Here is a 13,246-nt window from a genome sequence, read left to right as displayed (position 1 = left end):
TTCATGACCTTGCCCGCGAAGAGGCCCTGGCGGTCTCAGATGATCATTTGGCGAACATCTGCCCGATATCCTTGAACGCCTTGAACTCCAACGCATTGCCGCAAGGATCGAACAGGAACATGGTCGCCTGTTCCCCCACCTGCCCTTTGAAGCGCACATAAGGCTCGATCACGAAGCGCGTGTCCCTGGCTTTCAGGCGTTCGGCCAGGGCTTCCCATGCCTGCCATTCCAGTACCACGCCAAAATGCGGCACCGGCACGTCATGGCCGTCCACCGGATTACTCAAGGCGTGTTCCTGGGCGGCGCTCTTGGCCTGATGGTGGATGACCAATTGATGGCCGAAGAAATCGAAATCCACCCAATGATCGCTGCTACGTCCTTGCGGGCAGCCGAATACCTCGCCGTAGAAGTGTCGGGCCGCTGCCAGGTCATGGACAGGGATTGCCAGATGAAAAGGAGAGAGTGCCATGGCGGATACCCAGAAAGAGGACATGAGCTTCTAGTCTAGAGCTAATGGCCTGTGTGGCTAGTGGCTTGTACGGTGAGTTCGTTAGCTCAAGTTCGGATGCCATAAGTTCATGGCTAAGGCGCTGTGACGAGTCATAGCCGGGCTATGGCGAGGAACAGCAACGCAAGCCAGGGATTTATGGCGCCGAAATTGACTAATAGAACTAACCACACAGGCCACTAGTTCCGCGAGTCAATTTCGGCGTCACCAGCCGGCCCCTGTTTTTTGTTTACGCCAGCTATTTACGCGAAAAACGTGCCACCAACTTGTCGCCGAGGCTTTGCAGCAGTTGGACCAATACCACCAGCATGACCACGGTCACCAACATGACATCGTTCTGGAAGCGCTGATAACCATAACGGATTGCCAGGTCGCCGAGGCCGCCGGCACCCACCACACCGGCCATGGCGGTGTAGCCCACCAGGGTAATGGTGGTCACGGTGATTGCTGCCAGGATGCCTGGGCGAGCTTCCGGCAGCAGGGCATTGAAGACGATCTGGCGGGTGGTCGCTCCCATGGCCTGGGTCGCTTCGATAATGCCGCGATCGACTTCCCGCAGCGCGGTTTCCACCAGCCGCGCGAAAAACGGCGCAGCACCGATCACCAGGGGTGGGATGGCGCCGGCCACGCCCAGCGAGGTGCCGGTGAGGAACACGGTGGTGGGGATCAGCACGATCAGCAGGATGATGAATGGCAGCGAACGCACCACGTTCACCACGAACGCCAGGGCCGAATAGGTCGCTTTGTGCTCCAGTAGCTGGCGCGGGCTGCAAAGAAACAGCAGCACCCCCAGCGGCAGGCCGAGCAGCACGGTGAACAGCAGCGAACCGCCGAGCATCAGCAGGGTGTCGCCGGTGGCTTCCCAGATATCCATCCAGTCGATATTGGCGAAAAAGCTCAGAAACAGGTCCATCAGCGCAGTACCTCCATATGGACGTCCGCCGCGATGAAGCGGGCGAATGCTGCGTCTATGTCGCCGCCGGTGATGGCGAGCGTCAGTTGCCCATAAGGGGTGTCCTTGATGCGGTCGATGCGCCCGGCGAGGATGCTGTAGTCCACGCCGGTTTCACGGGCGATGGTGCCCAGCAAGGGTGCGTAGGTGGCCTCGCCCTGGAAGGTCAGGCGCACGATACGACCCGGCACATGGGCGAAATCGTCACGTTGTTCGCTTTCGTCGATCTGTTCGTCCTCTTGCACGAAACGCCGGGTAGTCGGGTGCTTGGGGTGCAGGAAGACCTGCGCCACCGGCCCCTGCTCGACGATCACGCCGGCATCCATCACGCCGACCACGTCGCAGACCCGACGGATCACATCCATCTCATGGGTGATCAGGACGATGGTCAGTTTCAGCTCGCGGTTGATCTCGGCCAGCAGTTGCAGGACCGACGCAGTGGTCTGCGGGTCGAGGGCGCTGGTGGCTTCGTCGCACAGCAGGATCTTGGGCTTGGTCGCCAAGGCGCGGGCAATGCCGACGCGCTGCTTCTGGCCGCCGGATAACTGGGCTGGATATTTCTTCGCATGATCGGACAGGCCGACGCGCCGCAGCAACTCGGCGACGCGCTGGTCGATGTCCCGGCGGGACAGCTCGCCGGCCAGGGTCAGCGGCAGCGCAACGTTGTCGGCGACGGTCTTGGAGGCCAGCAGATTAAAGTGCTGGAAGATCATTCCGACCTGTTGGCGAAAGCGCCGCAGGCCGCTGGCGTCGAGGGCGGTGACTTCTTCACCGTCCACCGTGATCGTACCGCCGCTGGGGGCCTCCAGGCGATTGATCAGGCGCAGCAGGGTACTTTTGCCCGCGCCGGAATGACCGATCAGGCCGAACACCTGGCCATCCTCGACACGCAGGCTCGTCGGATGCAGGGCGGGAATATCCTTACCGGCGACCCGGTAGGTTTTATGGACGTTATGAAACTCGATCACGTAGCGAACCTTGTGGGGCGCAATGGAAATAGGTCAGCGGTTAGCCGGGCGGGTATTTTAGCCTGTCCGTATAGAGGCGATTAGCATTTATTTCGCATTCAATCTGTCATTTTGGCAATAACGCGATCAATGGTCGGAAAAAAGGAACGACGCAAATTAGCGACAGTCACTCGTAAGGCAACTCGAATCCTGCCCCATTGTCCGGCATCGCCGGGCGACTGCAAACGAGGAGTCAGTCTGATGAGTACCAAGAAAACTTCTGCTACCCGACACGCGACCACCAAGAGTCAGCTGGCGGGAACCGATACTCTGGATCGCAGCAACACCAACGGCAAGCTCGAAAGTCTGGAACCCTTCCGCTCGGATGCCACCGGGCAGGCGTTGCGCACCAACCAGGGGGTGAAGGTCGCCGATAATCAGAACACGTTGAAGGCCGGTGCTCGCGGGCCGTCGCTGTTGGAAGACTTCATCATGCGTGAAAAAATCACGCATTTTGACCACGAGCGGATTCCGGAGCGGATCGTTCACGCCCGAGGTACGGCTGCCCATGGTTACTTTCAGGCCTATGAGAACCATGGGGCGCTGACCAAGGCCGGTTTCCTCCAGGACCCTGAGGCCAAGACGCCGGTCTTCGTGCGTTTCTCCACGGTCCAGGGCCCACGGGGTTCCGGCGATACGGTGCGGGACGTGCGGGGTTTTGCGGTGAAATTCTTCACCGATGAGGGCAACTTCGACCTGGTTGGCAACAACATGCCAGTGTTCTTCATCCAAGATGCGATCAAGTTTCCTGACTTCGTCCACGCGGTCAAACCCGAACCTCACAATGAAATACCCACGGGCGGCTCCGCCCACGACACCTTTTGGGATTTTGTCTCGTTGGTGCCGGAGTCGGCCCACATGGTGATCTGGGCCATGTCCGACCGAGCGATCCCGAAAAGCCTGCGGACCATGCAAGGTTTTGGCGTGCACACCTTTCGCCTGATCAACGCCGAGGGCCGCTCGAGTTTCGTCAAATTCCATTGGCGCCCGACTGTCGGCACCTGTTCGCTGGTGTGGGACGAAGCGCAAAAGCTGGCGGGCAAGGACACCGATTTCCATCGCCGCGATCTCTGGGAATCGATTGAGAGTGGCGACTACCCTGAGTGGGAGTTCGGCGTGCAGATCATTGCCGAAGAGGACGAGCACGCGTTCGACTTCGATATCCTCGACCCGACCAAGCTGGTCCCCGAGGAGCTGGTGCCCATCACGCCCCTGGGCAAAATGGTGCTCAACCGCAACCCGGACAATTTCTTCGCCGAGACCGAGCAGGTCGCATTCTGTCCAGGGCATATCGTGCCGGGGATCGACTTCTCCAACGACCCGCTGCTGCAAGGTCGGTTGTTTTCCTATACCGATACACAGATCAGTCGATTAGGTGGCCCGAACTTCCACGAGATTCCGATCAATCGGCCCGTGGCGCCCTTCCCTAGTAGCCAGCGCGATGCCCTGCATCGAACGGTGATCGACAAAGGACGGGCCTCCTATGAGCCCAACTCGATCGATGGCGGTTGGCCGAAGGAAACCCCGCCCGCTGCCCGCGACGGCGGTTTCGAGAGTTACCCGGAGCGTATCGATGCGGCCAAGATCCGTCAGCGCAGCGAGTCCTTCGGCGACCACTTTTCCCAGGCGCGATTGTTCTTCAACAGCATGAGCCATCATGAGCAGGAACACATCATTGCCGCCTACAGCTTTGAACTGGGCAAGGTCGAGCGGGAGGCTATTCGCGCACGTCAGGTCAACGAGATCCTGGCCAATATTGATTTGGAATTGGCCGGACGTGTCGCTGCCAACCTCGGCTTGCCGGCGCCGAAAGCCGGCAGTGTGACGCCGCGCAAGACCAGTCTGGAGCGGTCGCCGGCGTTGAGTCAGGCGAACCTGCTGTCGGGGAACATCAAGACGCGCAAAGTGGCGATTCTGGCGGCCAACGGCGTCGATGGTGCGGCGATCTCGGCGTTGAAGAAGCTGCTGGCGGCAGAAGGCGCCCATGCCCGGCTGCTTGGACCGACGTCGGCCCCGGTGACCACTGCCGATGGCAAGAGCCTGGCAGTGGACGGTTCGATGGAAGGCCTACCGTCAGTGGCCTTCGATGGGGTTTATGTGCCGGGTGGCGCGGCTTCGGTCAAGGCGCTCGCGGGCAACGGGGTGGCTTTGCACTATGTGCTGGAGGCCTACAAGCACCTGAAGGCGATTGTCTTGCACGGTGAGGCGAAACAATTGTTGGAGGTGCTGCATGTGCAGGCGGATGCGGGGTTGATCGTCGGCAGCGACGCCAAGACGCTGAAGGCGTTTGTGACGGCGCTGGCCCGGCATCGGATCTGGGCGCGCGAGGAAAGGGCCAAGGCGGTGCCGGCTTGAGCGCTTTGGTGGCATCGATCACTATCGCCGGCAAGCCGGCGTTAGCGGTTTCAAGGCTTGCGCGGACTCAAGACCACTTGGGCGCGCACCTGCCGGTCGATCTGCTTGTTCATCTGCAAGGCGAAGTCCGGGTCGAGCTTCTTCACTCGTTTCTCCAACAGGGTCGCTAGCCATGGGTAGTCCAGGGTGCGCGGGACTTGGAAGGTGACCGTACACTGGTAATTCACCACGTCCGCCGCCAGCGCATCCATCTGTTTGCGCAGGTGCGCGATGTCGTGGATATTCAGGGCGATGGTGCTGCTTTCGGCGCTGGGATCGATCAGCCGGGCAGCCGGCTTGGCTTCGGCGGCCTTGAGGGCAGCCTCGACCTTCTCCAGCTCGGCCTTGCGGGCCTGGGCAATGGCGCCGTCGACCCCACCCGTCAAGGCCGGGGCCTTGGGCATCAGGGCTCGGGCACGGCTCAGTGCGGTGGCTGCGGCGTTGACGTCACCCTTCTGCAGCACGATTTGGCTGCGTTGCAGATAGGCTTCGGCCAGTTGCCGCTGGTAGGGCACGAGCTGCGGGTCGTCTGCGGACGACACTTGCAGGGCGACCAACTGATCTTCGGCGGTGGCCAGTTCGTTGCTGTTGATGTTCTGCTCCAGCGCGGCAATCGCCGAGGCCCGGACATCGAGCACGACGGTATCGGCCGGCGGGTTACTTTGGCACGCACCCAACAGCAGGCAAACTGCGACAAGGAGCAGATAACGGAAGGCGGAAAGCTTCATTCCTGCGACTCTCTAATTGCGCAAAAAACGAGCAAGTCTACACCCCTCTGCGTGGCAGGACAAAACTCAGCAGAAATAGACCGGCGGCGCTGACCACGATCGACGGGCCGGCGGGGGTGTCCTTGAACCAGGAAAGCGCCAGCCCGCCGCATACCGCGAACATCCCCAGGAGGCTGGCACCGAGGGCCATCTGTTCCGGCGAGCGGGCATGGCGCTGGGCCGCCGCCGCCGGAACGATCAGCAGTGAAGTGATCAGCAACACGCCGACGATCTTCATCGCCACCGCGATCACCACCGCGATCAGCAGCATCAGCGCCAGGCGCAAGGTCGCGACCGGCAGGCCTTCGACCGTTGCCAGTTCCTCGTGCACGGTGATCGCCAGCAGCGGTCGCCAGAGGCTGACCAGCAGCACCAGCACCGCCGCGCTGCCGCCGAGGATCCAAGTCAGGTCGGTGCTGCTGATCGCCAGCAGGTCGCCGAACAGGTAGGCCATCAGATCGATTCGCACCTCGTGCATGAAGCTCAGGACCACCAGGCCAAGGGACAGGGTGCTAGGGGCGAGAATCCCCAGCAGTGTGTCGGAAGCCAGTGGTTGGCGCTGTTGCAGGGTCACCAGCAGCACCGCCAGCAGCAGGCAGCCGACAGTCACCGCCAGGGTCGGACTGACATCCAGCAAAAAGCCCAGGGCCACGCCGAGCAAGGCGGCGTGGGACAAGGTATCGCCGAAATAGGCCATGCGCCGCCAGACCACGAACGAACCCAAAGGGCCGGCTACCAGTGCCAGAGCCAGGCCCGCGAGCAAGGCGTAGAGTAAAAAATCAGCCATGCTTGCAGCTCTCTCCGTGAACGTGAGCCGCCGGGGCCTCTTCGCTGACCACCGCGCCATGTAGGTCATGGGCGTGGTCGTGGTGATGGTGATAGATCGCCAGGCTCCGTGCGTTCTTGCCGAACAACTCGACGAAGGCCGGGTCGCCGCTGACCTGCTCGGGGTGCCCGGAGCAGCAGACATGGCGATTGAGACAGACTACCTGGTCGGTGGTGCTCATCACCAGGTGTAGATCGTGGGAGACCATCAGCACGCCGCAGCCGTGACGGTCGCGCAACCGGGTGATCAGGCCGTAGAGCTCGGCCTGGCCGGCGACGTCGACACCCTGGACCGGTTCGTCGAGCACCAGCAGCTCAGGTTGGCGCAACAGCGCTCGAGCCAGGAGCACGCGCTGCATTTCACCGCCGGAGATGCTTTGCACCGGGCTGTCGATCACCTGCTCGGCGCCGACCTCGCTCAGGGCGGCAATCGCCTGGGCTCGGTCGACGCCCGGCACCAGCCGCAGGAAGCGTAGCACCGACAGCGGCAAGGTCGGATCGACATATAGCTTCTGCGGCATATAGCCGACCCGCAGCTTCGGCTTGCGCCAGACACTACCGCGCTCGGGCTTGAGCAAGCCGAGCACGGCGCGTACCAACGTGGTCTTGCCCGCGCCGTTGGGGCCGATCAGGGTGACGATCTGCCGGGGCTCGACGCTCAGGTGAATGTTGTCGAGCACGTTCTGCCCGGCAAAGGTCACGCCCACCTGTTCAAGGCGAATCAGCGCAGTGCTCATTAAGCCCCCTGGCAGCCCGAGCAGAGCCCGACCACTTCCACGGTCTGGGCTTCGACGATGAAGCCGACATCCCTGGCGCCCTGGATAATCGCGTCGCTGATGGTCTTCTGTTCGAGCTCGATGGCCGCGTGACAACTACGGCAAATCAGAAACTGACCCTGGTGGGTGTGTTCCGGGTTGTTGCAACCGATAAAGGCGTTGAGCGAGGCGATGCGGTGGACCAGGCCGTTGTCGAGCAAGAAGTCCAGCGCTCGGTAGACTGTCGGCGGCGCGGCGCGGCGGCCGTCTTGCTCGCTGAGCACGGCGAGGATGTCGTAGGCGCCCAGCGGCTTGTGGCTCTGCCAGACCAGTTCCAGCACCCGTCGTCGCAGGGCAGTCAGGCGCAGGCCTTGCCGTGCGCACAGGGTATCGGCCTCGGACAGCGCGCTGTGCACGCAGTGAGAGTGATCGTGGGGACGGCTGGCGAGAGGGGTTTTAGGCATGTGAGCGACGATTGTGGTGAGAGACGTTATTATGTTACCTGTTCCTGTCGCCTTGAGTGCCCATCGTGTCCCGTCTTTTTAGCTTTTTTATCGTTTTAAGCACCGGTTTGTTGATGATCGGCCCTGTCCAGGCCCAGGTCAGCGTCCTGACCAGTATCAAGCCGCTGCAACTGATTGCCGCAGCGGTGCAGGATGGCGTGGACACGCCCGAGGTGTTGTTACCGCCGGGTGCTTCGCCGCATAACTATGCGCTGCGGCCTTCCGATGTGCGCAAGGTGCAATCGGTGGCTCTGCTCTACTGGATCGGTCCGGACATGGAAAGCTTCCTGCCACGAGTGCTCCAGGGGCGCGGACTGCCGAGCGTGGCGGTGCAGGATTTGCCCGGCATGAAGTTGCGCCGCTTCGCCGAGAGCGGCCACTCCCATGCCGAAGGCGCGAATGAGCACGACCATGACCACCGTCCGGGCTCGGTGGATGCGCACTTGTGGCTGTCGACCATCAATGCGCGGGTGATTGCCGCGCGTATGGCCAGTGACCTGAGCGAGGCCGATCCGGCCAATGCCCAGCGTTATCAACACAATGTCGAAGCTTTCGACAGTCGTCTGGATGCGTTGGATGCCCGTCTGAAAGCGCGCCTGGCTGGCGTTGCCAACAAGCCGTACTTCGTTTTCCACGAGGCTTTCGATTACTTCGAAGATGCCTACGGGCTCAAACATACCGGCGTGTTCAGCGTGGCTGCCGAAGTGCAACCGGGTGCCCAGCATGTCGCGGCGATGCGCACGCGGCTGCAGGAAGTCGGCAAGACGTGTGTGTTCAGCGAGCCGCCGTTGCGTCCACGGCTGGCCGAGACGCTGATATCCGGCCTGCCGGTGAAGCTGGCGGAACTGGATGCGCTGGGCGGCTATACGCCAGCGGCTGCCCATGGTTATGAGCAGGTGCTGGAGAAGCTCGGCGACGACCTGGCAGGCTGCCTGGAGTCCCTGTAGGCATTTTCCGTGGCGGGAGGGCTTGTCAGGACACCGCATCGCCGCCCTGGGCTGAAACCACAGAATAGTCCCAGCACCTGGAAAACCGTTTGTTACATTGCCAGCGGCAACGGTGTGCTGATCTTCTGCCGCTGTGCCAGGCGCAATTGGAACTCCATCGGGTCGTGAATCAGTACGTCCTGTCCGGCAAAGGACTCGGCGGCAATCAGCCGTGACAGCCAGAATCGCACGCAGGCCACCCGCAGCAGGGTCGGCCACAACTCGGCCTCCGCCGCGGTAAATGGTCGCAGGCTGGCATAGGCTGCCAGCAGCGCCCGCGCCCGTTGGCCGTCGATCTGGCCGGCGTCATCCGAGCACCAATCATTCAAGGCAATGGCAACGTCGTACAGCATTGGCCCGGAGCAGGCGTTGTAGAAGTCGATCAGGCCGGTCAGGTGCGTGCCTTCGAACATCGCGTTGTCGCGGAACAGGTCGGCGTGGATATTCGCCCGTGGCAAGGCCAGGATCTGCGCCTTGCGTCGGCTGATCTCGTCCAGCGCCGCCTGCAGCAGCGCCTGTGGCTCGGCGTTCAGGTGCGACATGAGCTGAGCACCCTCTTCGAGCATCCAATCCAGGCCGCGATCGGTTTTGCGTTCGATGGGCTGGTCGCGGGTTGCCAGGTGCAAGTGACCGAGCAGTTCGCCCACCTGCGCGCAATGCTGGGCATTGGCCTGCTTGATGTGCTTACCAGCCAGGCGCGGTTGCAGCAGCGCCGGCTTGCCGGCCAGTTCGCGTAAGGCCTGGCCATCGGTGGTGCGCAGCGCATAGGGCACCGGCAGATCGGCGCCATGGAGCACGTCCAGCAGATCGATAAAGAACGGCATTTCCTGGACCGGTCCACGTTCCACCAGGGTCAGGACGTACTCGCCCTTCTCCAGGCTGATAAAGAAATTGGTGTTTTCGCTACCGGCGGCAATTCCCTGGAAATCGAGCAAGCGACCGAGCCCGTAAGGGGCGAGAAAGGTTTCCAGCTCAGGTCGAGCCAGGGGGGTAAACACAGACATGGTGAGAACTGCCAGTACGGGCGCCGCGATTGAGCCGGCGCCGATCAAGGTTAAAGGGTTATTTCCATTCGAAGATCTTCCATGACGGAATCAGCATATCCGGCTGATCCGAGCGGATAAAGTTTGCATCAGTTCCGTCGGCGCGCACCAGGAAGTAAGGCGGGGCACCCTTGGGAGTGACCTTGATGGCGTACAGAAAGCCATTTTGCCGGTATTCCTGGATGACTTTATCGCCTTCCGTGCGGATGGTGACTTCTGGATCGGCCGAGGGTGCGCCCTCCGCGGCGATGGCCGCCAACGGAGTGATTGCAAACAGGCCGGCCAACAACAGGCGATTGGGTGTGCGCATGATAACCTTGTCCCTTTGTCGTCAACGGTTCCGCTATTCTAGCGCCGGACCCGCCGAAAAGGTTGATCGTACTCATGAGCAAAGCCCCTCTCGTCCTGGTGGACGGCTCTTCATACCTCTACCGCGCGTTTCACGCGATGCCGCCGCTCACCACTTCCAAAGGCCTGCCGACCGGCGCGGTGAAGGGCGTCCTGAACATGCTTCGCAGCCTGCGCAAGCAATACCCGGACAGCCCGTTTGCCGTGGTGTTCGACGCCAAGGGCAGCACCTTTCGCGACGAGATGTACGCCGATTACAAAGCCAACCGTCCGAGCATGCCCGATGACATGCGCGTGCAGATCGAACCGCTGCATGCCAGCGTCCGCGCCATGGGCTTCGCGCTGTTGTGCGTGGAAGGTGTGGAGGCCGACGATGTCATCGGCACCCTCGCGCGCGGCAGCGCGGCGGCGGATCGCCCGGTGGTGATCTCCACCGGCGACAAGGACATGGCGCAGTTGGTCGATGAGCACATTACCCTGGTCAACACCATGAACGAAACGTCCCTGGACGTAGGGGGCGTGAAGGCCAAGTTTGGTGTCGCGCCCGAGCAGATCATCGATCTGTTGGCTTTGATGGGCGATTCTTCCGATAACATTCCTGGGGTCAAGGGCGTGGGCGAGAAGACCGCCGTCGCCCTGCTGGTGGGGGTCAACGGTGGCCTGAAAGAGCTCTATGCCAATCTCGACCTGGTGCCGAGCCTGCCGATCCGTGGGGCGAAAACCCTACCGGCCAAGCTGCGCGAACACGAGGAGATGGCGTTCCTGTCCTATCGGCTGGCAACGATCAAGGTCGATGTGCCGCTGGATATCGGGCTCGATGACCTGCACCTCGGCGAGCCAGACCGGGAAAAGCTAGCTGAGCTGTATGCCACGCTGGAGTTCAAGAGCTGGATCGACGAGTTGCAGCGTGAGGCCAAGCGTGCCGAGCTCCAGGCCAATGCCGAGTCTGCCCCGGCGCTGCCCGAGGAGGCCACCCAGGGCGCGGTCGAAGTGACGGAGCCGGCTTCCAACGAACCGCAGTACGAAACCATCCTGGATCAGGTGCGCTTCGAGGTCTGGCTGCAGAAGCTCAAGGACGCCAAGCTGTTCGCCTTCGATACCGAAACCACCGGGGTCGATGCCCAGCAGGCGCAGTTGGTTGGGCTCTCCTTTGCCGTGCGGGCCAATGAAGCGGCCTATATCCCGCTGACCCACTCCTATATCGGCGTGCCGGACCAACTGGACCGCGACAACGTGCTGCTGGCCTTGAAGCCGTTGCTGGAAGATCCGGAAAAACTCAAGGTCGGCCAGCACGCCAAGTTCGACATGAATATCCTGGCCAATTGCGCCATCGGTGGCGATCAGTCACAGGGCATCACCGTGCGCGGTATTGCCTTCGACACCATGCTCGAATCCTATGTGCTGAACGCCACCGCGACCCGCCACGACATGGACAGCCTGGCGAAGAAGTACCTTGAGCATGACACGGTCAGCTTCCAGGACATCGCCGGCAAGGGCGCCAAACAACTGACCTTCGACCAGATTGCCCTGGAACAGGCCGGTCACTATGCAGCAGAAGACGCCGATGTGACCCTGCGCCTGCACCAGGTGCTGCATGAGCAACTTGCGGCGATCCCGAGCCTGGCCAGCGTGCTGAGCGATATCGAGATACCGTTGGTGCCGGTGCTGGCTCGGATCGAGCGCCAGGGTGCCCTGGTCGACAAGGACCTGCTGGGCGTGCAGAGCATCGAGCTGGGCAACAAGTTGGTCGAGCTGGAGCGCCAGGCGTTCGAGATCGCCGGTGAGGAGTTCAATCTCGGGTCGCCCAAGCAGTTGGGGGTTATTCTCTACGAGAAACTCGGCCTGCCGGTGTTGAAGAAGACCGGCAAGGGCCAGGCTTCCACTGCCGAGGAGGTCCTCGCCAAGCTGGCCGAAGACGACTATCCGCTACCCAAGGTGCTGATGCAGTACCGCTCTATGAGCAAACTCAAGAGTACCTACACCGATCGCCTGCCGGAGCAGATCAATCCGCGCACCGGGCGTATCCACACCTCTTATCACCAGGCCGTGGCCGCTACCGGGCGCTTGTCCTCCAGCGATCCGAACCTGCAGAACATTCCCGTGCGCACCGCTGAGGGGCGGCGGATTCGCCAGGCATTTGTCGCGCCCAAGGGCTACAAGTTGCTGGCGGCGGACTATTCGCAGATCGAGTTACGGATCATGGCGCACCTGTCGAAGGACGAAGGCCTGCTCAATGCCTTCCGCGACAACCTCGACGTGCATACGGCTACGGCGGCCGAGGTGTTCAAGGTCGAGTTGGACGACGTCAGCCCCGATCAGCGACGTAGTGCCAAGGCGATCAACTTCGGCCTCATCTATGGCATGGGCGCACAAAAACTGGGCAAGGACATCGGCGTCGGCACCAAGACCGCCAAGGCCTATATCGATGTCTATTTTGCCCGTTACCCTGGGGTTCGCGAGTATATGGAGCGTACTCGCGTCCAGGCGTCGGAGCAGGGCTATGTCGAGACCTTGTTCGGTCGCCGGCTGTATCTGCCGGATATTCATTCCAACAAGCCCCAGGAGCGCGCGGCGGCCGAGCGCACCGCGATCAACGCGCCAATGCAGGGCACCGCGGCGGACATCATCAAGAAGGCGATGGTCAAAGTGGATAGCTGGCTGGCCAGTTCAGGACTGGACGCCAAGGTCATTCTCCAGGTACACGACGAACTGGTGCTCGAAGTACGCGAGGATCTGGTAGCCGAGGTCAGCGAGAAGATTCGCGAACACATGAGCGGTGCGGTGCGACTGGATGTGCCGCTGCTGGTGGAGGTCGGAGTGGGCAACAACTGGGACGAGGCGCACTGAGCCTGGATCGGCCAGATAGCCTGCGAAGGGCATCCATTCTGAAATGTTCAGGAGTTATGCCAAATAGTTTTTGAAACCACTCGGAACTAAATCGATGAAGTCGGACTCAGAGTTACCGAATGGCTGATGAAGCCCTTCGATGCTCCTATGTTGTGTTAAGTGTTGGCAGATATCTGGATCCCGCCCTAGCGGTCCGGAACTTGGACCCCGAACTTCCCCTCCCCATACGAAGTCCGGGGTTTTTTTTTACCCCCCAAACGGTCTGTGGCGTGCTCAGGCTGCGTTAAAGGCGCGGTTCGAAATGCTCATTT

The 13,246-nt window shown here is 61.6% G+C and carries 12 protein-coding genes; 3 read left to right on the top strand and 9 right to left on the bottom strand.

Going from position 1 to position 13,246, the window contains the following annotated elements:
- Window positions 1–43: 43 nt before the first annotated feature.
- The 3 genes from AWM79_RS13155 to AWM79_RS13145 form a co-directional block, all read right to left on the bottom strand.
- Complete coding sequence (locus AWM79_RS13155; protein WP_060783038.1) at window positions 44–469, bottom strand: VOC family protein; 426 nt, start codon at window positions 467–469, stop codon at window positions 44–46.
- A 277-nt stretch (window positions 470–746) separates the two neighbouring features.
- Entirely contained in the window at window positions 747–1,421 is a 675-nt protein-coding gene (locus AWM79_RS13150) for a methionine ABC transporter permease (protein ID WP_017132143.1), read from the bottom strand.
- Window positions 1,421–2,428, bottom strand: coding sequence for a methionine ABC transporter ATP-binding protein (locus tag AWM79_RS13145; protein ID WP_017132142.1), 1,008 nt, complete (start codon window positions 2,426–2,428; stop codon window positions 1,421–1,423). The genes AWM79_RS13150 and AWM79_RS13145 overlap by 1 nt, the downstream gene beginning before the upstream one ends.
- A 240-nt stretch (window positions 2,429–2,668) precedes the next feature.
- On the opposite strand from AWM79_RS13145, the gene katE reads away from it, so the two are divergent.
- Entirely contained in the window at window positions 2,669–4,822 is a 2,154-nt protein-coding gene (gene katE / locus AWM79_RS13140) for a catalase HPII (RefSeq protein WP_060783037.1), read from the top strand.
- Between the two features lie 50 nt (window positions 4,823–4,872).
- Here katE and AWM79_RS13135 read toward each other — a convergent pair whose 3' ends face one another.
- The 4 genes from AWM79_RS13135 to zur are packed head-to-tail and all read right to left on the bottom strand — an operon-like array spanning window position 4,873 to window position 7,672.
- A complete protein-coding gene (locus AWM79_RS13135) occupies window positions 4,873–5,589 on the bottom strand; it encodes a PA5502 family lipoprotein (protein WP_017132140.1) in 717 nt (238 codons plus the stop codon).
- Window positions 5,590–5,626: 37 nt separating this feature from the next.
- On the bottom strand, window positions 5,627–6,415 hold the full coding sequence (gene znuB / locus AWM79_RS13130; protein WP_060783036.1) for a zinc ABC transporter permease subunit ZnuB: 789 nt from the start codon (window positions 6,413–6,415) through the stop codon (window positions 5,627–5,629).
- Window positions 6,408–7,190 carry a zinc ABC transporter ATP-binding protein ZnuC gene (znuC, locus tag AWM79_RS13125; RefSeq protein ID WP_060783035.1) on the bottom strand — a complete coding sequence of 261 codons (783 nt, stop codon included), beginning with the start codon at window positions 7,188–7,190 and terminating at the stop codon, window positions 6,408–6,410. Before znuC ends, znuB begins: the two co-directional genes overlap by 8 nt.
- A complete protein-coding gene (gene zur / locus AWM79_RS13120; RefSeq protein ID WP_026013196.1) occupies window positions 7,190–7,672 on the bottom strand; it encodes a zinc uptake transcriptional repressor Zur in 483 nt (160 codons plus the stop codon). The genes znuC and zur overlap by 1 nt, the downstream gene beginning before the upstream one ends.
- 65 nt (window positions 7,673–7,737) lie before the next feature.
- Here zur and AWM79_RS13115 point away from each other — a divergent pair, with 65 nt between their 5' ends.
- Window positions 7,738–8,658 carry a zinc ABC transporter substrate-binding protein gene (locus AWM79_RS13115; protein WP_026013195.1) on the top strand — a complete coding sequence of 307 codons (921 nt, stop codon included), beginning with the start codon at window positions 7,738–7,740 and terminating at the stop codon, window positions 8,656–8,658.
- A gap of 92 nt (window positions 8,659–8,750) precedes the next feature.
- Here AWM79_RS13115 and AWM79_RS13110 read toward each other — a convergent pair whose 3' ends face one another.
- On the bottom strand, window positions 8,751–9,701 hold the full coding sequence (locus tag AWM79_RS13110) for a homoserine kinase (protein WP_017132135.1): 951 nt from the start codon (window positions 9,699–9,701) through the stop codon (window positions 8,751–8,753).
- Window positions 9,702–9,759: 58 nt separating this feature from the next.
- Window positions 9,760–10,050 (bottom strand): DUF2782 domain-containing protein, encoded by a 291-nt coding sequence (locus tag AWM79_RS13105; RefSeq protein ID WP_017132134.1) that lies wholly within the window; start codon window positions 10,048–10,050, stop codon window positions 9,760–9,762.
- Window positions 10,051–10,124: 74 nt separating this feature from the next.
- Between AWM79_RS13105 and polA the strand changes: the two genes are divergently transcribed.
- The gene (polA, locus tag AWM79_RS13100) at window positions 10,125–12,935 is read left to right on the top strand and encodes a DNA polymerase I (protein ID WP_060783034.1); all 2,811 of its coding nucleotides are present in this window, start codon (window positions 10,125–10,127) and stop codon (window positions 12,933–12,935) included.
- The last annotated feature ends 311 nt before the right edge of the window (window positions 12,936–13,246 follow it).

This window comes from Pseudomonas agarici (genome assembly GCF_001543125.1).
GTDB classification, from domain to species: Bacteria; Pseudomonadota; Gammaproteobacteria; order Pseudomonadales; family Pseudomonadaceae; genus Aquipseudomonas; species Aquipseudomonas agarici.
Note: the sequence above shows the minus strand (reverse complement) of the source record. Positions and strands in the feature narration are given on the sequence as shown.